Consider the following 21631-nt stretch of genomic DNA (forward strand, 5'->3'; position numbering starts at 1 on the left):
GAACGGACGGAGAGAGCGATGACCACCCTGCGCGATGCGGCGATGAATTCCAAGGCCTGGCCCTTTGAAGAAGCGCGCCGGGTGCTGAAACGCTATGAGAAGAAAGACCCGGCCAAGGGGTTCGTGCTGTTCGAGACGGGCTATGGGCCGTCCGGCCTGCCCCATATCGGCACCTTCGGCGAGGTCGCGCGGACGACGATGATCCGCCGCGCGTTCGAGATGATCAGCGACATCCCCACGCGGCTGTTCTGCTTTTCCGACGACATGGACGGGATGCGGAAGGTGCCCGAGAACGTGCCGCAGCAGGAGATGCTGAAACAGCACCTGCAGTTGCCGCTGACCAGCGTGCCGGACCCGTTCGGCGAATACCCCAGCTTTGGCGACCACAACAACGCCATGCTGCGGCGGTTCCTGGACACCTTCGGCTTTGAATACGAGTTCATCAGCGCGACCGAGTTCTATAAATCCGGGCAGTTCAACGACACGCTGCGGCTGGCCGCCGAGCGTTACGACGCCATCATGGAGATCATGCTGGCCAGCCTGCGCGAGGAACGCCAGCAGACCTATTCCTGCTTCCTGCCGATCCACCCGGAAACGGGGCGGGTGCTGTATGTCCCGATCAGGAATGTGGACGCGGCCCGCGGCGAGATCACCTTTGACGACGAGACGGGGCGCGAATGGACGCTGCCCGTCACCGGCGGCAACGTAAAGCTGCAGTGGAAGCCCGACTTCGGCGCCCGCTGGGCCGCGCTTGACGTCGATTTCGAGATGTATGGCAAGGACCATTCCACCAACACGCCGATCTATGACGGCATCTGCGAGGTGCTGGGCGGCCGCGCGCCCGAGCATTTCAGCTATGAGCTGTTTCTGGACCAGCACGGGCAGAAAATCAGCAAGTCCAAGGGCAACGGACTGTCGATCGACGAATGGCTGACCTATGCGGCGACCGAAAGCCTGTCCTATTTCATGTATCAGAAGCCCAAGACGGCCAAGCGCATGTATTTCGACGTCATCCCCAAGGCGGTCGACGAGTATCACCAGCAGCTGCGCGCCTATCCCGACCAGACGCCGGACCAGCAGCTGGCGAACCCCGTGTGGCACATCCACGGCGGCGATGTGCCCGAAAGCCGGATGGTGGTGCCCTTCGCCATGCTGCTGAACCTTGCCAGCGTGTCGGGGGCCGAGGACAAGGACCGGCTGTGGGGGTTCATCCGCCGCTATGCGCCCGACGCCAGCCCCGAGACGCACCCCGACCTGGACGCGGCTGCGGGGTTCGCGGTGCGGTATTACAAGGACTTCGTCGCCCCCTCGCGCGCGTTCCGCGCCCCCGATGCGCGCGAACGCGCCGCGCTGCAGGATCTGGCGGCGCGGCTGGCGGCCTGGGACGGCGCGGCCGACCCCGAGGCGCTGCAGGCGATGGTCTATGCCGTCGGCCGCGACCACGGGTTCGATCCGATGAAGGACTGGTTCGCCGCGCTTTACCAGGTTCTGCTGGGCGCGGAACAGGGGCCGCGGTTCGGCGGGTTCATCGCGCTGTTCGGGATCGGCGAAACCGGGGCGCTGATCGGACGCGCGCTGGACGGCAGCCTGACCGCCTGAGGTTTCTGCCCCAACCGTTTGATTTCTGATTGTTCATCCGCGACGGCGGGCCGCTGTCGCGGCTTGGCCGTTGCGCGCCGCGCCGTTGCCGCGCGCGCCGGGTTAACGCTTTGTCAACGCGCCGGCTGCAGTCTCTGCCCGATCGCGGGGTTTGTCGCCCCGCAGCCGATACGGGAGAAGACGCATGAACATCGCCATCACCGCCGGATTGCAACTGATGCCGCCCGCGTTTTCGGCCGGGCTGTCGGCCTGGTCCAGCGAGAACGGGTTGACCGGGGACGCAAGCTGGGCCGGTGCTGCCAACGCGGCCATCGTGCCGGCCGACCAGGATTTCGGCGCCTGCCTTGAAATCCTCAAGCAGCAGGACGTGACGCGGCTGCGGTTCCGCGGCGAGACGCCGATCCTTGCCGGCACCTATCTGCGGATCTCGGCCCGGATCAAGGCGGTGGCGGGCAACCTGCCGCAGGTGCGGATCGGGGCCTGGGCGGGTACCGCGGGGCGCGTCCGCGTCCCCGGCGTGACCGAGACCGGGCCGGCCGTGCCCCTGCCCGCATACGGCCAGATCGTCGAGGTCGCGGCGGTGGTGGCCACCGGCAACCGGCCCGGCGTCGACATGGCCTGGGGCAATACGGCCAGCCTTGGTCATTTCGGCATCGACCTGATCGGCCCGAACGGCGGCGCCGTCCGCATCGAAAGCATCCGCATCGAGGACGTGACCGCGGCCTTTCTGCCGGGCCTGATCGACTGGGTCGACGTGCGCGATTTCGGCGCGCGGGGCGACGGTGTGACCGACGACCGCGCCGCCTTCCTGCGCGCCGACACCGCCGCCGCGGGCGGGTCGGTGCTGGTCCCCGAGGGCGTCTATTTCATCGGCGACGACCTCAGCATGGACAGCCCGGTCCGGTTCCGCGGCTCGCTGAAGATGCCGCGCGCCGCGCGCCTGGGGCTGCGCCGGGGGTTCGACTTTCCGACCTATGCCGATGCGTTCGGCGACGAGACCGAGGGGCTGAAGCGCGGCCTGCAGGCGCTGTTCGATTATGTCGATCACGGCAGCTTTGACCTGTGCGGGCGCAAGGTGGACCTGACCGAGCCGCTGGTGATGAAGGACATCGCCCCCGGCCTGACGGTGTTCAGCGCGCGGCGCGTGCTGATGAACGGCCAGATCGCCATCGCCAACCCCGCCGCCTTTGCGACGCGGACGGTCAGTTCGGTCGGCACCTATGATCCCGGCAACGCGACCGAACTGCGCGGCGTGGCGCAGGTCGCCCAGATCGAGGTGGGATCGCGCGTCACCGGCCCCGGCGTCGGGCGCGAGGTCTATGTCCGCGCCCGCAACATCGCCGCCGGCACGCTGACCCTGTCGCAGCCGCTGTATGGCGGGGCGGGCACCCGCAGCTATACCTTCCTGCGCTATCGCTATGCGTTCGACTTTTCGGGCGTGGCGCAGATCGACCGGTTCCACTTCCTCAACATCGACTTCGGCTTGGATGACGGGGCCAGCGGCGTCATGCTGCCGCCCGAAGGGTCGATCTGGACGTTCCGGGACTGTTCATTCGCCAGGCCGAAGGACCGGGCGATCACCTCGATCGGGGGCGGCTGCCAGGGCATGGTCGTCGACCGCTGCGATTTCCTGGCCCCCGACATGGGCGAGCTGGCGCAGAACCGCACCAGCGTGGCGATCAACATCAACAGCAACGACAACAAGATCCGCGACAACCGCTTTGTGCGCTTTGGGCATTTCTGCGTGGCCGCGGGCACGGGTCACATCATCTCGGGCAACCACTGGTTCCAGGGCGATACCGCCGATCAGGGCGTGCGCTTTGCCGGGCTGGTGCTGACCAGCCGCAACGCGCAGACGACGATCACGGGCAACTATGTGGACAACGCCTCGATCGAATGGACGAACGAACACCATGCCCGCCCGGCCGAGGTGACGAACACGCCGTTCGGCGGGCTGACGATCACCGGAAACACCTTCCTGTGTTCCCACACGGTCCCGAACTTTGCCTGGCTGGTCATCAAGCCCTTTGCGGCGGGCTATTTCGTCCACGGGCTGACCGTGACGGGCAACGTGTTCAAGGCGCTTTATGCCAACATCACGCGGGTGGACAAGGTGGACACGACCTTTGGCGACCTGGACATGGCAAGGATGCGCAACATCCGGTTCGAGGGCAACAGCTTCAACGGCATCGCCACGTTCACGGCCAATCCCTGCGACGTGACATTCACCCAAGGGGCCGCGTCCAACCGCTGGATCGTGCCGACCGATGGCGTGCTGCCGTTCGGCGGCCATGCGATGAAGGTCGAATCGATCATCGCCGAAAGCGCGATCACCAGCGCGGCGGGCGCCCGGATCGGCGAGGTGCCGTTCGTCCAGAACCAGCAGGGCGCGGTGAAAACGGCGGTGGCGCTGAACTTTGCCACGGCGGTCAAGGGCTCGGTCTCGGTCAAGGTCAGGATGGACGCGCCGAACTGATCGCGTTTTCCCGACGATTGGCCCCCCGGCAGAGCGATCTGCCGGGGGGCTTTGTCATGCCGGGGTGTCGGGCGCCGCAAGGTCCGCGGGCGTCATCAGATGGGCGCGGCCGAAACCCGCGTTCAGCAGCCCGCCCACCGGTTCCAGCCGCCAGAACCGGAAATCCGACAGGCCCAGATAGATGGCGGCCTTGGGGTCGCGCCTGCGCCAGTCCGCGGCCTGCGCCGGGCGCAGCGACGGGTCGGCGGGGGCCGCGCGCACCTGCAGCGACAGTCGCGGCCCGCTTAGCGGCGAGCCGCGCGCGTTCGCGGGGCCGTCGATCAGCAGGGCGGCGCGGGGATCGCGGCACAGCGCGCGGCTGTGCAGCGCCAGGTCCGACAACAGCGCCAGCGGCACGCCATCCGCGCCAAGCTGCAAGCCGATGCGCGAGGTCATCGGCCAGCCCGCCTCGTCCAGCACCGCCAGCGTCGCATGGCGCGCACCCTGCAGCAGCGACCACGCCAGCGCGCGCGAGGCGGGATCGGCGGATCGGTGCGGCTGAGGGGCGGCGGCGGGGTCTTGCGGCGGGCCTGTCGGCAATGGGTCCATGCGGCAGTCCCCCGGCGGTGGCGCGGCCCTGTCCGACGGCCGGCCCAGCGGCATGATCCCGACGCCCCCTGTTTACAACACAGCACACTGAATGCGCGACATTTGCAATATTTGCATGTGACAAGTGACCCGGTGTTTCGCTAGTTTCGCAGCAAGCCGGTCGCGCGAGCGGCCGACCCCGGCCGCGTGGAGGGTGGCCGGGACGATCGCCGAGGAAAGGGGAGGTTCCATGTCCGTCGAAGCAGCTGCCAAGCATCCGATTCCCGAGGGTTTCGCCGCCGCGCATGCCACGGCCGAAAGCTATGGCCGGATGTATGCGGAATCGATCTCGGACCCGGATGCCTTCTGGGGCCGGGAAGGCCGGCGACTTGACTGGATGACGCCCTATTCCAGGGTCAAGAACACGGATTTCACCCTGGGGCAGGTGTCGATCAGGTGGTTCGAGGATGGCGTGCTGAACGCCTGCGTCAATTGCGTGGACCGGCACCTGCCGCAGCGCGCCGACCAGACCGCGATCATCTTCGAACCCGACGACCCGGCGACCCCTGCGCGGCACATCACCTATGCGGATCTGTCCGACAAGGTGAACCGCATGGCCAACGTCCTGCTGAGCCAGGGGGTGATGCGCGGCGACCGGGTGGTGATCTATCTGCCCATGATCCCCGAGGCGGCCTATGCGATGCTGGCCTGCGCGCGGATCGGGGCGATCCACTCCATCGTCTTCGCCGGGTTTTCGCCGGACGCGCTGGCCAACCGGATCAACGACTGCGGCGCCAAGCTGCTGATCACGGCGGACACCGCCCCCCGCGGCGGCCGGCGCACGGCGCTGAAATCGAACGCCGACGCGGCCCTGCTGCATTGTTCTGAAAAGGTGCGCTGCCTTGTCGTCAAGCACACGGGCGACCAGACGACCTGGGTGCAGGGGCGCGACGTGGACGTGCTGGCGATGATGGAACAGGTCGGCCCCGAGTGTCCGCCGCGCCCGATGGGGGCCGAGGATCCGCTGTTCATCCTGTATACCTCGGGGTCCACCGGCCGGCCCAAGGGGGTCGTGCACACGACCGGCGGCTATCTGGCGTATGCGGCGATGACGCACCAGTATGTCTTCGACTATCAGGACGGGGACGTGTTCTGGTGCACGGCCGACGTGGGCTGGGTCACGGGCCACAGCTATATCGTCTATGGCCCGCTGGCCAACGGCGCGACCACGGTGATGTTCGAGGGGGTGCCCAACCATCCCGACCCCGGCCGGTTCTGGCAGGTCTGCGCCAAGCACAACGTCACTCAGTTCTATACCGCGCCCACCGCCATCCGCAGCCTGATGGGGCAGGGGCCGGACTGGGTCGATCGCCACGACCTGTCGTCGCTGCGCGTGCTGGGCACCGTGGGCGAGCCGATCAACCCCGAGGCGTGGACCTGGTACGACAAGCACGTGGGCCAGGGCCGGTGCCCCATCGTGGACACCTGGTGGCAGACGGAAACCGGCGGGCACATGATCACCAGCCTGCCCTATGCGATCGAGACCAAGCCCGGCGCCGCCACGCTGCCGTTCTTCGGCGTCAAGCCCGAGGTGCTGGACGCCGCGACCGGCGCCATCCAGCAAGGCAACGGGGTCGAGGGGGTGCTGGCCATCGCCGACAGCTGGCCCGGCCAGATGCGGACGCTGTGGGGCGACCACGAGCGGTTCGAAGAGGCGTATTTCCAGCAGTATCCCGGCTATTATTTCACCGGCGACGGCTGCCGCCGGGACGAGGACGGCTATTACTGGATTACCGGCCGCGTCGATGACGTCATCAACGTCTCGGGCCACCGCATGGGCACGGCCGAGGTGGAAAGCGCGCTGGTGGCCCACCCCAAGGTCGCCGAGGCGGCGGTGGTCGGATACCCCCACGACCTGAAGGGGCAGGGCATCTATGCCTATGTCACCGTGATGAACGACGTGACCCCTTCGGACGAGCTGCGCAAGGAGCTTGAGATCTGGGTCCGCACCGAGATCGGCCCGATCGCCAAGCCGGACCTGATCCAGTGGGCGCCGGGCCTGCCCAAGACGCGGTCGGGCAAGATCATGCGCCGCATCCTCCGCAAGATCGCGGAAAACGACTATGGCAGCCTGGGCGACACCTCGACCCTGGCCGAGCCGGGGGTCGTGGACGAACTTATCACGAACCGGATGAACCGCGTCTGAGGAGGCAGCGGGCGGTTCGTGAGGGAGGCGTGGCCGGCAGCAAGATCGGCCACGATGGAAGACATGGAAGGGAGACAAGGGATCCATGGCACAAACTGAAACCTGGACGGTTGACCGTTCGCGGCCGATGACCGGCGAAGAGAAGAAGGTGATCCTCGCCTCTTCGCTGGGCACCGTCTTCGAATGGTACGACTTTTACCTGTATGGGTCGCTGGCGGCGATCATCGGGGCGCAGTTCTTCACCGCGTTCCCCGAGGCGACGCGCAACGTCTTTGCGCTGCTGGCCTTTGCGGCCGGCTTTATCGTGCGCCCCTTCGGCGCGCTGGTGTTCGGTTCGCTGGGCGACCTGGTCGGGCGGAAATACACCTTCCTGATGACCATCGTCATCATGGGCCTGTCCACCTTCATCGTCGGCCTGCTGCCCGGCTATGCCAGCTGGGGCGTGGCCGCGCCGGTCATCCTGATCATCCTGCGCATGCTGCAGGGCCTGGCGCTGGGCGGCGAATACGGCGGGGCCGCGACCTATGTCGCGGAACACGCGCCGATCAACCGCCGCGGCTATTACACCGCCTGGATCCAGACGACCGCGACGCTGGGCCTGCTGCTGTCGCTGATCGTCATCCTGATCGTGCAATCCTATGTGAACGGCAACTATGCCGCCGTCCCGCAGGTCAACCTGGACGGAACGCCGCTGCTGGACGCGAACGGCGCGCAGGTCATGCTTGAGCCGTTCAAGGCGTGGGGCTGGCGGATCCCGTTCCTGGGGTCGATCTTCCTGCTGATGATCTCGCTGTATATCCGGCTGCAGATGGAAGAAAGCCCGGCCTTCAAGCACATGAAGGACGAGGGCGCGCTGTCCAAGGCGCCGCTGCGCGAAGCTTTCGGCCAGTGGAAAAACGCCAAGATCGCGCTGATCGCGCTGTTCGGCCTGGTCGCGGGGCAGGCGGTGGTCTGGTATTCGGGCCAGTTCTACGCGCTGTTCTTCATCAACAACGTCGTCAAGGTGGACACCTTCACCTCGAACGTGCTGGTGGCGTGGTCGCTGATCCTGGGCACGGCGGGCTTCGTGTTCTTCGGCTCGCTGTCGGACCGGGTGGGGCGCAAGCCGATCATCCTGGCGGGCTGCGCGCTGGCGGTGCTGACCTTCTTCCCGGTGTTCAAGGCGATCACCGCGACGGCGAACCCGGCGCTGCACGCGGCGCAGACGAACACGCCCGTGGTCGTCACCGCCGACCCGGACACCTGCTCGTTCCAGTTCAACCCGACCGGCACGGCCAAGTTCACCTCGTCCTGCGACATCGCCAAGGCGTCGCTGGCCAAATCCTCGGTCAATTATGAAACCGTGGATGCGGCGCCCGGCACGCAGGCGTCGATCCAGGTCGGCGACACGGTGGTGCCGTCCTACGAGGGCACGCTGGCGGGCGACGAGCTGAAGGCGGCCAAGGCCGGCTTTGACACGGCGCTGAACGGGGCGCTGTCGGCGGCGGGCTATCCGCTGGTCGCGGCGGACAACACCACGGTCGTCAAGGCGGACCACTTCTTTGACATCTTCAACGGGCAGGCGCTGAAGCTGGTCGTGCTGATGACCTATCTCATCGTGCTGGTGACGATGGTCTATGGCCCGATGGCGGCGGCGCTGGTCGAACTGTTCCCGACCCGCATCCGCTATTCGGGGATGTCGCTGCCCTATCACATCGGCAACGGCTGGTTCGGTGGCCTGCTGCCCGCGACCGCCTTCGCGATCAGCGCGCAAAGCGGCAACATCTATGCCGGCCTGTGGTATGCGATCATCGTTGCCGGCGCGACGGTCGTCATCGGGCTGCTGCTTGTGCCCAACAACGGCCACAAGCGCAGCCTGTTCGCCGACGATCCGTCGCATGACGTGCATCGCACCGGCTATCCCGACGCGCCGGATTACCGTTCGGTCCGCTGAAGGATCGCCATGCGACGGAATGGGCCGGGGTTTCCCCCGGCCTTTTTCATTGCGTCAAAGCTCGGTCTGCTGACCGCCGGAAAGCGGCGGCAGCGTCGGCGCTGGCGCGGGGTTGCGGTCCGGGACCAGCGCGTTCAGTTCGTCCAGCGGCGGCGGGGGCGGCGCATCGGCCTTGCGGCGGATCAGGATGTCGCCGTTCGGCAGGCGCTGCGGCGGCTGGTAATTGGCGATGTCGTCCATCAGCCCGGTCAGCTGCTGGAAGGCGGGACCATAGTCCGACACCGCGCCCTGCAGCTCGTTCGCCAACCCTTCAAGATGCGGCTGCGCGCGGCCCAGCAGATCCTGCAGGATACCCTCAAGCCCGCGCGGGATGCCGCTTTCAGCGTCCGGGTCCGTGTCGGGGTCCGTGAGGGGCGCGGTTGCGGCCGGCGGGTCGTCGGCCTTTGGCATCTGGAACGGCGCGGTCTGGGCCGGGGCCGCCGAGGGCAACGCCGACAGCGACAGCGCACCGACCGCCAGCCGTGCCAGAATGGAATGAAGCGTGGTCATCGCGGCGCCTTTGCACATGGGCCAGCGGGCCGGGGCCCGCTGTGACGCATGTCAACACGCCGGACCGCTGCGGCGTTCCCCCGGCCGGTCAGCCGGCGGCGCGCGCGATATCGGCCGGGGCGACGCCGTGGGCGCGTGCGATCCGCGCCCGCGCCGACAGCAGCCGCGGATCGTCCGGGCGCAGCCCCAGCGTGCGGATGAACTCGGCCCGCGACTGCGCCCGCAGGTCGTCGCGCGAAATCGCCGTGCCCAGCAGCCGGTCGATGACCTCGCCGCCCGGCGAGACGTGGAACCAGCGCGAGAAATCGCGGAAATGATGCTGGTTGTGCAGCGTCGCCACATGCCGTTCGACGGCCGTGCGCCGCACCGGCAGATGGGCGGTCATGTGGAACCATTCATAGACAAGGAACGTGCCGACCCCGCCGGTCAGCGTCACCGCCGCCGCGATCCGCCATCCCATGCCGGGGAAAAGCCATTCGCCCAGGGCGGCCGCGGCCAGCGCATGCAGCGCCAGCATCGGCAGCGCGACGAAACCTGGGACGAAGAACAGCGACGCGCAGGACGGAAAGTCGTGGTGCCCGTAATGGGCGCGATAAAGCAGGTCGAACGCCCATTGCGCCCGCGGCGGGCGCAGGTGGAACAGGAAGCGGTGCATCAGGTATTCGTTCACCATCTGCAGCAGGACGCCCAGCGGCACCAGCGCCCACAGCCGGGCGGGTCCGGTCAGCGTGACCGCCAGCCCCGCGGCAAAGGCCAGGACAAAGATTGCGATGGCGGGATGCGACAGCATCAGGCGGATACGGCTCATGCCGCCAGCAAAGGCCCGTGCCGCGCGCCTGTCAATTCCGCCGTGGCGTCAGGGCGCCCCGCCCAGGAACTGGGCGCGATAGGTCTGCCAGGCGGCGTTGATGGCGCGGGTGCGCGCCTCGGCCAGGCGGACCGCCTCGGGCGGCAGGCCGTGGGCCTGGGCGCGGTCGGGATGGTTCTCGCGCACCAGCTCGCGCCAGCGCGCGCGCGCCTGCGCCAGGGGGGTGCCGGGGCCGATGCCCAGAACCTCGCACGGCGGGCACGGGTTGTCGCGGTCGTGGCGCGCGGCAATGGCCGCGACCGTGGCGGGGGGCACGCCGAAGATGCGCGCGACCTCGTCGATGAACAGCCGTTCCGCCTGGTGCAGCGCGTGATCGGCGGCGGCGATGATGTGCAACCCCTCGACCACATCGACCAGCACCGGGTCGCCGGGCGGAAACAGCGCCGCGATCCGGCGCGCCCAGATGTCGAACCCCGCGACGTCCTTGCGGGCAAGGTCGAACACATGGGCGGCGTGGCGTTCCTCGGTCCGGGGGATCTTGAAGATGCGGCGAAAGGCCGCGACCTCTTCGCGCGCGACCCGGCCGTCGGCCTTGGCCAGCTTGGCCCCCAGCGCGATGATCGCGATGGTGAAGGCGACGGATCGTTCCGGCGGCACGGCGGCGCGCGGCCGCCCCACCAGCGCCGCCAGCCGGTCGCCCATGCGTTGCCAGAAACCCCGCGGCGGGGGCAGGTGCGGGGCATCGCGCGCTGGCGCCGTCCCGGCCGCGCGCGGATCGCCGGCGGTGGGGGCCAGATCATCCATGCGCCCAGTCTAGCCGGGACCGCCGCCACGAGAAAGGGACGAGGGCCGCGTGGATCGCCCGTCAGCCCAGATCCTTGCCCATCAGCACCAGATCGTGAAACTGCCCGAACTTCCATCCCGCGCGGGGGATGCGCCCCCACACGCCATAGCCCATGCGGTCGTGAAACGCGATTGATCCCGCGTTCGAGGCGGTGATCGCGCCGATCATGATGCGCCCGCCCGCGTCCCGGGCGTGCTGTTCCAGCGCGGTCAGCAGCGCACGGCCCACACCCCGCCCGCGCGCGCCGGGCGCGGCGTGGATCGAATGTTCCAGGCTGCGGGCATAGCCTGCGCCGGACCTGAACTGCGCATAGGTGCCAAAGGCCAGCAGCCGCCAGTCCGCCTCGGCCACCAGGAAGGCGTGCCCGTCGCGCTGCCGCGCGGCGATCATCGCGGCGATCTCGGCGGCCGGACGCTCGGCAGGCCAGAAGGTGATGGCCGTGTCGCGGATGATCGGGTTCCAGATCGCGGCGATGGCCGCCGCGTCGTCCGTGGTCGCAGTGCGGATGCGGGGCAGGGCCGCTGCATCGCCAGTCAGATCGTCCGATGGTGACATGGCCCCTTCATCACGGATGCGCGGGGGCCATGCAAGGTTTCCGCGACAGGCGGGGGATCGTCTTGCGTCTGCCGCCGCGCGCAGCCGGTGTTGCGGCGAACCGGCCAGACGGCGGCGTCAGGCCGCGGCATCGTAATGCGCGACGATCAGCCGGTCGCGGCCGCCGTCCTTGGCGCGGCGCAGCGCCTTGTCGGCCCGTTCCAGCAGTTCGGCCGCGTCAGTCGAAACCGCCTTGCCCACGGTGCTGGCGACCCCGGCCGACAGCGTGATCCGCAGCGATCCGCCCCCGGTCAGGGCGGGCAGCGGCATGGCCTGCTGGCCCACCGCGCGGCGCATCCGCTGCGCCAGTTCCGCCGCGGTGTCGGTGTCGGCGCCGGGGATGACGGCCAGGAACTCCTCTCCGCCCATGCGGGCGACGAAGCCGGGCGCCGGCAGCTCGGCCCGCAGCCGTTCGGCGACCGCGGCCAGCACCGCGTCGCCTGCCGCATGGCCGTGGCGGTCGTTCACCGTCTTGAAGCGGTCGATGTCCATCAGCGCGACCGCGACGCCGCCGCCGGGCGCGACCGCGCGGCACAGCGCGTCCAGGCGGGGCAAGGCAAAGCGGCGGTTGGGCAGGCCGGTCAGCGCGTCGATGCGCGCCAGCGCGCGTTCGGTGTCGGCGGCGGCGCGGCGGGCGTCGGTCAGCCGCTTGCGGCCAAGCAGCGCGGTGATGCTCAGCGCGGCCTCGTCCGCCAGCGCCACAGGCGCGCCCGGCAGCCCCAGCAGGCTGGACAGCACCTCGCCCGCGCCCAAGTCCAGCGCGACCGTCGTCATGTCGGCACGGCCGGGCCGCAGCATCACCGCAAAGCCCGCGTTGCACGAGACGGGCCGCGAGCGCAATTCCGACAGCAGCCGCAGCCCGTCGCCCGGCTGCGCGATGTCGGCGGCGATCAGATAGATGTCGGGCACGTTGCCCAGTGCGGCGTCGGCCAGCGCGCGGTCCGCCTCGCCCAGCGTCAGCTGCGCGTCCAGCCGCGGCGCCAGCGCCTGCCGCCAGGATCGCGCCGTCGCGGGCTGGTCGGCGATCAGCATGACCTGCGCCGGCTGTGTCCAGGGTCGCGGCGCCGCCACGAACGCCGCCTGCGCCTCGGCCATGCCGGGGGCCGGCGCCAGGTCACGCGGCTCGGACAGGCTGTCGCGCAGCAGGCCGCGGACCCGCGCCAGCAGCGTCAGATCGTCGGACTGCGGGTCCAGCACCGCGGACGCCCCTGCACGCAGGGCGGCCACCCGCTGCGCCGCCGGCGCCAGCATCACGACGGGCATCCGGCTGTCGGCGGCCGCCACCATCATCCGGCACAGCGCCACCGCGGTCATGTCCGCAGGCTCGCCCCCCAAGACCACAAGGTCGGGGCTGGTGCGCGCCAGGCAGGCCAGCGCCTCGGCCCCCGACCGCGCGGTCAGCGTGTCATAGCACGCCGCGCTCAGCCGCACCTTCAGGGTGATGCGGCTGGTGGTGGCGCGATCGACCACGAGGATTTGTCCCGACATCCGACACCTGTTCGCTTCGATCCCGTGCTGTGTCACCATGACGCGGAATCGTTAACAATTCCTTTCCACCGCAGATTTCGACGAAAGATTCCCATGACCGACTGGACCCGCGCGACCGAGATCGCCCACGCCGTCCTGCTGCATCTGGCCCAGGACCCGGATTTGCTGGGCCAGCTTTGCGCCGAGACGGGGCTTTCGCCCGCCGATCTGCGCGACACTGCCGGTCAGCCGGGCTTCGTCGGCGCGATGCTGGATTTCATCGCCGCCGACGACCGGCGCCTGCTTGATTTCGCAGCCGAGGCGGGCGTCGCGCCCGATGCCGTCGCCCGTCTGCGCGCCGCGGTCGAGGCGGGGATCGTCCGGCCCTAACCGAATCTTAACCCGTGGGTGCTAGGCCCTGCGCAAAGGGGGACGTCCATGCATGGCATGATCAACCGCGCGATCGAGGATTTCGTCCGCGACGCCTATGGCGAGGCGGCATGGCAGGCGGTCGCCGCGGCCGCGGGCATCGACGCGCACGGCTTTCGGCTGCTGCAGGATTATCCCGACGACCTGACCCGCGCGCTGCTGGCCGGGGCGGGCGCGCCGATGGGCAAGTCGGCGGTCGATGTGGCCGAGGATCTGGGGGCGTGGCTGGCCGCGCAGTCCGGCTTGCGGCGGCTGCTGCGCTTTGCGGGCAGCGATTTCAGCACATTCGTCCTGTCCCTGGCCGAACTGCCCGGCCGGGCGCGGATGGTCGTGCCGGGGCTGATCCTGCCGCCCGTGCAGGTGGAAACCGACGGCGAGGCCTATCGCATCCGCACCGACGGCAGCGACCCGCTGTGGCTGCACGCGCTGGCGGGCATGCTGCAGGCGATGGCCGACGATTATGGCGTGCTGGCCGTGCTGGCCCTGGACGGCGACGGGCTGCGGCTGTCGGTGCCGCTTGCCGGCTATACGCAGGGGCGGCCGTTCTCGATCAGCGATCCGGCGGTCGGCGCGGCATGATCGCGGCCGCCGACGTCGTCGCCATGCTGTGCCGGCTGATGCCGATGCATCTGTGGCTGGACCGGGTGGGCGCGATCAGGTCCGCCGGTCCGACGCTGCGCAAGCTGATCGGGGACGCGGCCGATTTCGGCACCGCGTTCGAGGTGATCGGCGGCGCGGGGGCCGATCTGTCCTGGGACGCGACCGGCACGGCGGACCGGCTGTTTCTTCGCCTCAGGTCGGCGCCGCAGGTGGTCCTGCGCGGGCGCGGCGCGGCGCTGCCGTTCGCGACCGGCGCGCCGGGCGAGGGGGCGCTGATCAACCTGGGTTTCGGCATCGGCCTTGGCGACGGCGTGCGGCAGTTTGCGCTGACCGACCAGGATTTCGCCCCGGCCGAACTGGCGATGGAGCTGTTGTTCCTCAGCCAGGCCAACGCGGCGATGATGGCAGAGCTGTCGCGGTTCAACCTGCGGCTGGAAGAGGCGCGCATGGCCGCCGAGGCGCAGGCGCTGACCGATCCGCTGACCGGCGTGTTCAACCGGCGCGGACTGACCATCGCGGTCGAAGCGGCCCTGCTGGGCGCCGGCGCGGCGGGCGGTCCGGGTTTTGCGCTGCTGCACATCGACCTGGACCTGTTCAAGGCGGTCAACGACACCCACGGCCATGCGGCGGGCGATGCCGTGCTGCGGGCGGTGGCGGCCCGGCTTTCGGCCGAAACCCGGCTGTGCGACAGCGTGGCGCGGATGGGTGGGGACGAGTTCGTGCTGTTGCTGCCCGGCCTGACCGACGCGGACAAGCTGCTGAAGCTGGCGCGTCGCATCATCGAGCGGGTCGAGGAGCCGGTGCGGGTCGCGGAGGCGGACTGCCGCATCTCGGCCAGCATCGGGGCGGTGGTCTCGACCTGGTATGACACGCTGGATGCGCAGCGCATGCAGCGCGATGCCGACGCCGCGCTGTATGCGGCCAAGGCGGGGGGGCGCGGCGCCGTGGTTCTGGCGGATGCGACGTCCCGCAAGGGCGCGGCGTGACGGTGGGTGCCGTCGTCGGGTCTTGGGCGGCTGTCGCCCGCCAGCAATCGTCACGGGACGGCCGTCCGCGAACGCCCGGGCGGGATCGACGGGGCGGCCGTCCGCAAGCGCCCCAGCGGAACTGACAAGGCCGGTCGTCCGCGAGCGCCCCAGCGGAACCGAGGGGGCGGCCGTCCGCAAGCGCCCCAGCGGAACCGACAGGGGCGGCCGTCCGTGAACGCCAGCGCGGATCGCCGGAGCGGCCGCTGGCAAACGCCCGCGTATAACCTGCTGGCGTCCGTGAACGCCCGCCCGCAATAGACGGGGGCGGCCGCCGGTGCCGCCCCCCTCTGTCACCCGGCCGGCCAGCGGCGCCTGACCCCGCCGGCTGCCGTCCCGATCAGAACGTCGAGGTCATTCCCAGCCACAGCCGGCGGCCTTCCTGATAGGTGTTGTTCTCGGCCGCCGTCACGTCCTCGTCCAGCAGGTTGTAGACCGCGCCGTTCAGCGTCAGCTGGTCGTTGAACTGATAGTTCGCGCCGACATCGACGGTCGTATAGGCGTCATACAGGAACGCGATCGGATCGCCGTCCTCGTCATAGGCATAGGGCGTGCCGTTGGTGCCGATGCGGGCGCCCGCGTTCACCTCTTCCCCGTGATGGTTCACCGCGCCCCAGGCCGACAGCCCCTGGACCGGCGTGTCCCAGTCCAGTTGCAGGCTGGCCATGTGCTTGGGCGTGCGGGTCAGCGGCAGGCCCTCATAGATGCCCGACAGCTGTTCGGAATCGGTATAGGTATAGCTGGCGCGCAGCGTCAGGTCGGGGCGCAGTTCGGTGTCGGCGGTCAGCTCGATCCCGCGCAGCCGGGCGTCCTGCACGTTGATCTGTTCCCAGCGGTTGAAGGTGTTGCCGCCGACCACGATCGTTTCGCCGGTGTTGTAGCTTTCGATCTTGTTCTCGAAATCGGTCTGGAAGGCGGTCGCGCTGAACTGCGTGCCGTCGCGTTCCCACACCGCCCCCAGCTCATAGCTGGTGCTGTTTTCCGGCTTCAGGTCGGGGTTCGACACGATCACGCCCGCGCCGCGCTGGGTGGTATAGTAATAGCCCGGCACGATCTGGCGCAGGTCGGGCGTGCGATAGCCGGTCGAGACCCCGCCCTTGATCGTCAGGCCGTCGCGGGGCTTCCACACCGCATAGGCGCGGGGCGTCAGCTCGCCGCCGAAATATTCGTGGTCGGTCCAGCGCGCGCCCAGCGTCAGCGACAGATCGTCGCGCAGCTCCCACTGGTCCTCGGCATAGACGGCCCACTGGTCGGCCGAGAAGGTCATCACCTCGTCGGTGCCCAGACCGGGGTTCTGGTCGCGCAGTTCGGCCCGCTGCCAGACCAGCCCGCCGACCAGCATGTGCGACTGGCCGCCCAGCGTCAGGGGCGCCGTGACCTTGGCGTCAAGGATGCTGTTTTCGATCTCGGGCGCGCGCAGGTCGCGGACCAGCACGTCGTCGTCGTCCAGCGACCAGCCGGTGCGCTGGCCCGTTTCGCGGCTGAAGGACAGTTCGGTCGTCGCGTCCTGCCAGCGGCCGACATGGGTCAGCGACCAGTGGTCGCGGTCGTTGTCCTGGCGGTCGCGCTCGCCGTCCGCGGCGACCGTCCGCCCCGGCGTCAGGAAACGCTGCAGGCGCGAGGTGCCGTAGTCCAGCATCATTTCCTGGTTGTCGGTCGGCGCCCAGGTCAGGCGGCCGGTCAGGTCGAACTCCTCGGCGCCCTGCAGACCGTCCAGAACCTCGCTTTCATCGCGCTCCAGCACCCGGCCCCAGACCTGCAGGCCCAGCTGGTCCGCCGCGACCGGTCCCGACAGATAGAACGAACCCTGCGTCGCCGAACCGTCGCGGTCGTGCTGGGGCAGCGTCGTCTCGGCCGTGACCGAGCCGCCCCAGCGGTCGGCGACCTTTTTGGTGATGATGTTGACGACGCCCCCCATCGCGTCGGACCCGTACAGCGACGACATCGGGCCGCGCACGATTTCGATCCGCTCGATGGCGGCGGCGGGGGGGATGAAGCTTTGTTCATACCCCGACGATCCGTTCGGGCGGCTTTCGCGCGTGCCCTGCCGCTTACCGTCCACCAGGATCAGCGTATATTGCCCCGGCAGCCCGCGGATCGAGATGTCCTGTTCCGCCGCGATCCCCGTCGTCACGACGCCCTGCACGCCGCGCAGCGCATCCGACAGGCTGGTCACGTTGCGCCGGGCCAGTTCCTCGCTGTCGATGACGGTGACGCTGGCGGGCGCGTCGGCGACCGCCTGTTCGAACCCGGCAGCGGTGATGACGACCTCGTCCAGGACGACGGCCTCGGACAGTTCCTGGCCGGTCGCGGGAAATGCCAGGGCGGTGCAGGACAAAAGGGCGGCGTGCGCCGAGGCGCGGCGCAGGGCGGGACGGGGCATCTTGCGTATCTCCGGTTGGTGCAGAACGGGTCGCCGCGTGGACCCCTGGCTGCGAAACCGGTTGGCTGGAGGATCGGCACCGCCCTCTAGGCGGATGGCGAAGCCGGGGTCAAGCAATACCAAAGTTATTTCATCAAGATTGTGGACAGCGGCAAGGCGCGGCGGTAACACCGTCCCGACTTCGGCTTTGCGCCCTTGAAAAGGATTACCCTTATGCGTTCGCTGGCTCTTGCCCTGGCCATGACGGCCACCCATGCCCTGCCGGTCCTGGCGGCCGATGTCACCATCCCGACCGCGCTGGGCGACTCGACGGTCCCGGCCGCCCCGGCCCGGATCGCGGTGCTGGACGTCGGCGCGATCGACACGCTGAAGGCGCTGGGCGTCACCCCCGCCGCGGTGCCGGAAAAGCTGTTTCTGGACCACCTGCAGGACGCCGCCCCGGACGCCGCCAAGGTCGGCACCGTGAGCGAGCCGAACCTCGAGGCGCTGGCGGGCGCCGGTCCCGACCTGATCGTCGTGGCCAACCGCACGGCGACGAAAAGGGATGCCGTGGCGCAAGTCGCGCCGACCATCGACATGACCGTGGACGGTGCCCAACTGATCGCCGACACCAAGGCGCGGCTGGCGGGTTTCGCCACGCTTTACGGCAAGGACGCCGAGGGCGAGGCGCTGGCCCGCGCGCTGGACGACAAGCTGGCCGCCGTCGCCGCGGCGGGGCAGGGCAAGGGCACGGCGCTGGTGGTGCTGACGAACGGCACCAAGATGTCGGCCTATGGTCCCGGCTCTCGCTTTGGCTGGGTCCATGACATCACCGGCATGGCCCCCGCCGCGCCAAAACTGGACGCCAAGGCCAACCACGGCGACGCGATCAGCCACGAGTTCATCGCCCAGACCAACCCCGACTGGCTGTTCGTGATCGACCGGGGCGCCGCGATCGGGTCCGACGTGCAATCCGCGCAGGCGACGCTGGACAGCGAACTGGTCAAGGGCACCAAGGCCTGGACCCAGGGCCACGTCGTCTATCTGCCGTCCGACAACGTCTATCTGGCGGCCGGCGGCTATACCGCGCTGACCGAGATCCTGGACAGCCTGGAAACCGCGCTCAAGCAGTAAGGCCGTCGCCGGATGAAATGGTACGCGCCGGGGCTGGCGGCGCTGCTGGCCCTTGCGGTCATCAGCGTCAATGTCGGGGCCGCCGACATCGCGATCCGCGATGCGGCGTCCGACAGCTGGACGGCGCTTGTCGTGATGGAGTCGCGCCTGCCGCGCACGCTGGCGGTCATGCTGTCGGGGGCGGCGCTGGCGGTGGCGGGCGTCCTGATCCAAAGCCTGGTGCGCAACCGCTTCGTCGGCCCCGACACCTCGGGGACCAGCGAAAGCGCGGCGCTGGGGCTGCTGGCGGTGACGATCTGGGCGCCCGGCGCGGCCCTGTGGGTAAAGATGCTGTGCGCCAGCGTCGCCGCGATGGCGGGAACGGCACTGTTCGTCGCCGTCATCCGCCGGCTGCCCGCGCGCGAGGTGATGCTGGTCCCCATCGCCGGGCTGGTGCTGTCGGGCGTCGTGGGATCGGTGGTGACCTGGGTCGCGTGGCAGGCCGAGATGATGCAGTATGTTTCGATCTGGATGAGCGGCGAGTTCTCGGGCGTGACCGCCGGCCGCTACGAGCTGTTGTGGATCGGCGGGCTGGCCGCGGGGCTGGCCTGGCGGGGCGCGGACCGCTTTGCCATCCTGTCCTTGGGCGATCAGGTGGCCACCGGGCTGGGCCTGTCGGTGGCGGGCGTCATGCGGATGGGGCTGGTCGTCGTCGCGGTCGTGTCGGCGATGGTCGTGACCACGGTCGGCATGGTGCCCTTTGTCGGGCTGGTCGTGCCGAACATCGTCGCGCGGATCATGGGCGACGACCTTCGCCGTTCGCTGCCCGTCGTGGCGGCGGGGGGCGCGGGGCTGCTGCTGGTCTGCGACATCCTGGGCCGGGTGCTGATCGCCCCTTACGAGATCCCGGTCAGCGCCATCCTGGGCGTCCTGGGGGCGGTCATCTTCCTGTTCCTGCTGTACCGGCGGCCCGCGCATGGGTGAGCGGACCGGCCTTGCCGTGGTGGGCGCACTGGCGGCGCTGTTGGTGCTGTCGTCGCTGGTCTGGATGTTCCAGGGCATCGGCGGCGGCAACCGCGGCTTTATCCTGACGCTGCGCGCAACCAAGCTGGCGGGGCTTGTCACCGTGGGCGCCGCGGTCGCGGTGGCCACCGTGCTGTTCCAGACCGTCGCGGCCAACCGCGTCCTGACCCCGTCCATCATGGGGTTCGACGCGCTTTATGTCCTGCTGCAGACGCTGCTGGTGGCGGGCTTGGGCACGACGGGCTTTGTCTCGCTGAACCCGTCGGTCAAGTTCCTGGCCGAAACCGCCGCCATGATCGTGCTGGCCGGGCTGCTGTTCGGCACGCTGCTGGGGCGCGGGGCCCGCGACATCCCGCGCATGATCCTGACCGGCGTCATCCTGGGGGTGCTGTTCCGGTCCATCGCGGGCTTTGTCGCGCGGGTGCTGGACCCCAACGCCTATGCCGTCGTCCAGTCGGTCAGCTTTGCCAGCTTTGGCAGCCTTGACGCGGCGCTGCTGGTGCCGGGCGGCGCCGTCGCGCTGGCCGCGATCGCGGCGGCGCTGCTGATGGCGCCGCGGCTGGACGTGCTGGCGCTGGGACGCACCGCGGCGGTGTCGCTGGGGCTGCGGTTCGACCTGATGGTGGTGGCGGCGCTGGGTCTGGTGGCCGTGCTGGTGTCGGTGTCCACGGCGCTGGTCGGGCCGGTCGCGTTCTTTGGCCTGCTGGTCGCGGGGCTGGCGCATGGCCTGTCGCCCACCGACCGCCATGCGGTGCTGCTGCCCACGGCGGGGCTGATCGGGGCGCTGATCCTGGTCGCCGGGCAGACGCTGTTCGAACGCGCGATCAGCCAGCCCGCCACCCTGTCCGTCGTGGTCGAGTTCGCGGGCGGGCTGTTCTTTCTCTACCTGCTGCTCAAGGGGCGAATCCGATGATCGAGATCGAGGGCGTTCAACATCGCATCGGCGCGGCCAGCATCCTGTCCGACATCGGCCTGCGCCTGCCGGACGGCAAGCTGACGGCGCTGATCGGCCCGAACGGCGCGGGCAAGTCCACGCTGCTGCGGCTGATCGCGCGGCTGGAGCCGTTGCAGGACGGCACGATCCGCGTGCAGGGCCAGGACGTCGCGACCACGCCCACCGCCGCGCTGGCGCGCACGATGGCGATCATGGTCCAGCACAACAGCGTCGCCAGCCGGCTGCGGGTGCGCGAGCTGGTCGGCTTTGGCCGCTGGCCGCACCATCAGGGCCGCCCCCGCGCCGCCGACCGCGCGGCGGTCGAGCGCGCGCTGGACGCCTTTGGCCTGCAGCCGCTGGCCGGCCGGTTCCTGGACGAGCTGTCGGGCGGGCAGGCGCAGCGCGCCTATCTGGCGATGACCTTCGCGCAGGACACCGGCTGGCTGCTGCTGGACGAGCCGCTGAACAACCTGGACGTGGCCCACGCCCGCGCGCTGATGGCCCGCCTTGCCCGGCTGGTGCGCGAGACGGGGCGCAGCGTCGTCACCGTCGTGCACGAGGTGAACTATGCCGCCGCCTGGGCCGACCACGTCGTCGCCATGAAGAACGGCCGCATCGTGGCGCAGGGCGCGGCCGACGACGTGCTGACCGAATCCCTGCTGTCCGACCTTTACGAAACCCCGGTCGAGGTCAGCCGCCACGACGGCCGCCCGCTGGTGCTGCACCACCATTCCCACAGCCAGATCGACCAGCGCGAGCGCGGCGTCGAGATGCTGCACTAGGGGGGCGGCGGGGGCGCTGATGGCGGGGCGTCAAGGCGCGCCGTCAGCGCGGGACCGGCCCGCACGGACACATGCCGCCGCCCCCTGGGGTGGACGATAAGCCGCTGATCTTGTGGAATATTGGTGGAGCCAAGGGGCGCGCAACCCGCGCCGGCATGTCGGCTTTGTTCCTGTTTTTACTTGATTTTTCTGCGCTCTTGCCTCGACGATCCGCCCGAAATGTTACGGGATTTGTTCCGGGATTAGAAACGGTAAAAAATCCGGGTTGTCCTGTTGCGGGACGGTCGGGACGCGGTCAACCGGGCGGCGCGAGGCGTGGC

General features: G+C 69.4%; 19 protein-coding genes. 12 read left to right on the top strand and 7 right to left on the bottom strand.

The window, feature by feature from the left end; genetic code table 11:
- The first annotated feature begins 18 nt into the window (after window positions 1-18).
- Together EPA64_RS02805 and EPA64_RS02810 are read left to right on the top strand one after the other, a co-directional pair.
- Window positions 19-1599 carry a lysine--tRNA ligase gene (locus EPA64_RS02805; RefSeq protein ID WP_134724693.1) on the top strand — a complete coding sequence of 527 codons (1581 nt, stop codon included), beginning with the start codon at window positions 19-21 and terminating at the stop codon, window positions 1597-1599.
- A gap of 184 nt (window positions 1600-1783) precedes the next feature.
- Window positions 1784-4075, top strand: coding sequence for a glycosyl hydrolase family 28-related protein (locus EPA64_RS02810; RefSeq protein ID WP_134724694.1), 2292 nt, complete (start codon window positions 1784-1786; stop codon window positions 4073-4075).
- Between the two features lie 54 nt (window positions 4076-4129).
- On the opposite strand, the gene EPA64_RS02815 is transcribed toward EPA64_RS02810, so the two are convergent.
- A complete protein-coding gene (locus EPA64_RS02815; protein WP_246026574.1) occupies window positions 4130-4663 on the bottom strand; it encodes a HugZ family pyridoxamine 5'-phosphate oxidase in 534 nt (177 codons plus the stop codon).
- A gap of 229 nt (window positions 4664-4892) precedes the next feature.
- On the opposite strand from EPA64_RS02815, the gene acs reads away from it, so the two are divergent.
- Both acs and EPA64_RS02825 read left to right on the top strand, forming a co-directional pair.
- The gene (acs, locus tag EPA64_RS02820; RefSeq protein ID WP_134724695.1) at window positions 4893-6848 is read left to right on the top strand and encodes an acetate--CoA ligase; all 1956 of its coding nucleotides are present in this window, start codon (window positions 4893-4895) and stop codon (window positions 6846-6848) included.
- Window positions 6849-6933: 85 nt separating this feature from the next.
- Window positions 6934-8781 (top strand): MFS transporter, encoded by a 1848-nt coding sequence (locus tag EPA64_RS02825; protein WP_220443695.1) that lies wholly within the window; start codon window positions 6934-6936, stop codon window positions 8779-8781.
- A 54-nt stretch (window positions 8782-8835) separates the two neighbouring features.
- On the opposite strand, the gene EPA64_RS02830 is transcribed toward EPA64_RS02825, so the two are convergent.
- The 5 genes from EPA64_RS02830 to EPA64_RS02850 form a co-directional block, all read right to left on the bottom strand.
- The gene (locus EPA64_RS02830; RefSeq protein ID WP_246026575.1) at window positions 8836-9330 is read right to left on the bottom strand and encodes a hypothetical protein; all 495 of its coding nucleotides are present in this window, start codon (window positions 9328-9330) and stop codon (window positions 8836-8838) included.
- Between the two features lie 88 nt (window positions 9331-9418).
- Window positions 9419-10138 (bottom strand): sterol desaturase family protein, encoded by a 720-nt coding sequence (locus EPA64_RS02835; RefSeq protein WP_134724696.1) that lies wholly within the window; start codon window positions 10136-10138, stop codon window positions 9419-9421.
- A gap of 48 nt (window positions 10139-10186) precedes the next feature.
- Complete coding sequence (locus EPA64_RS02840; protein ID WP_425467008.1) at window positions 10187-10840, bottom strand: TerB family tellurite resistance protein; 654 nt, start codon at window positions 10838-10840, stop codon at window positions 10187-10189.
- A 163-nt stretch (window positions 10841-11003) separates the two neighbouring features.
- Window positions 11004-11537 carry a GNAT family N-acetyltransferase gene (locus tag EPA64_RS02845; protein ID WP_134724698.1) on the bottom strand — a complete coding sequence of 178 codons (534 nt, stop codon included), beginning with the start codon at window positions 11535-11537 and terminating at the stop codon, window positions 11004-11006.
- Between the two features lie 117 nt (window positions 11538-11654).
- The gene (locus EPA64_RS02850; RefSeq protein WP_134724699.1) at window positions 11655-13064 is read right to left on the bottom strand and encodes a diguanylate cyclase; all 1410 of its coding nucleotides are present in this window, start codon (window positions 13062-13064) and stop codon (window positions 11655-11657) included.
- 93 nt (window positions 13065-13157) lie between these two features.
- Between EPA64_RS02850 and EPA64_RS02855 the strand changes: the two genes are divergently transcribed.
- Genes EPA64_RS02855 through EPA64_RS02865 form a run of 3 tightly spaced genes read left to right on the top strand, consistent with a single transcriptional unit; the run spans window position 13158 to window position 15058 of the window.
- Window positions 13158-13433 (top strand): DUF3572 family protein, encoded by a 276-nt coding sequence (locus EPA64_RS02855; RefSeq protein WP_134724700.1) that lies wholly within the window; start codon window positions 13158-13160, stop codon window positions 13431-13433.
- Between the two features lie 48 nt (window positions 13434-13481).
- A complete protein-coding gene (locus tag EPA64_RS02860; protein ID WP_134724701.1) occupies window positions 13482-14051 on the top strand; it encodes a heme NO-binding domain-containing protein in 570 nt (189 codons plus the stop codon).
- On the top strand, window positions 14048-15058 hold the full coding sequence (locus EPA64_RS02865; RefSeq protein WP_134724702.1) for a GGDEF domain-containing protein: 1011 nt from the start codon (window positions 14048-14050) through the stop codon (window positions 15056-15058). The genes EPA64_RS02860 and EPA64_RS02865 overlap by 4 nt, the downstream gene beginning before the upstream one ends.
- Before the next feature lie 379 nt (window positions 15059-15437).
- Here EPA64_RS02865 and EPA64_RS02870 read toward each other — a convergent pair whose 3' ends face one another.
- Window positions 15438-17480, bottom strand: a complete 2043-nt coding sequence (locus EPA64_RS02870) for a TonB-dependent receptor domain-containing protein (protein WP_134724703.1) — start codon at window positions 17478-17480, stop codon at window positions 15438-15440.
- 213 nt (window positions 17481-17693) lie between these two features.
- Here EPA64_RS02870 and EPA64_RS02875 point away from each other — a divergent pair, with 213 nt between their 5' ends.
- The 5 genes from EPA64_RS02875 to EPA64_RS16430 form a co-directional block, all read left to right on the top strand.
- Window positions 17694-18593, top strand: coding sequence for a siderophore ABC transporter substrate-binding protein (locus EPA64_RS02875; protein ID WP_134724704.1), 900 nt, complete (start codon window positions 17694-17696; stop codon window positions 18591-18593).
- A gap of 12 nt (window positions 18594-18605) precedes the next feature.
- Complete coding sequence (locus EPA64_RS02880) at window positions 18606-19556, top strand: ABC transporter permease (RefSeq protein WP_134724705.1); 951 nt, start codon at window positions 18606-18608, stop codon at window positions 19554-19556.
- On the top strand, window positions 19549-20508 hold the full coding sequence (locus EPA64_RS02885; protein ID WP_134724706.1) for an iron chelate uptake ABC transporter family permease subunit: 960 nt from the start codon (window positions 19549-19551) through the stop codon (window positions 20506-20508). Before EPA64_RS02880 ends, EPA64_RS02885 begins: the two co-directional genes overlap by 8 nt.
- A complete protein-coding gene (locus EPA64_RS02890) occupies window positions 20505-21311 on the top strand; it encodes an iron ABC transporter ATP-binding protein (RefSeq protein ID WP_134724707.1) in 807 nt (268 codons plus the stop codon). The genes EPA64_RS02885 and EPA64_RS02890 overlap by 4 nt, the downstream gene beginning before the upstream one ends.
- An 89-nt stretch (window positions 21312-21400) precedes the next feature.
- Window positions 21401-21631, top strand: a 231-nt coding sequence (locus EPA64_RS16430) for a hypothetical protein (protein ID WP_220443696.1), incomplete at its 3' end; no start/stop codon positions are given.

It is taken from the genome of Paracoccus luteus (assembly GCF_004522155.1).
Classification (GTDB): Bacteria; Pseudomonadota; Alphaproteobacteria; order Rhodobacterales; family Rhodobacteraceae; genus Paracoccus; species Paracoccus luteus.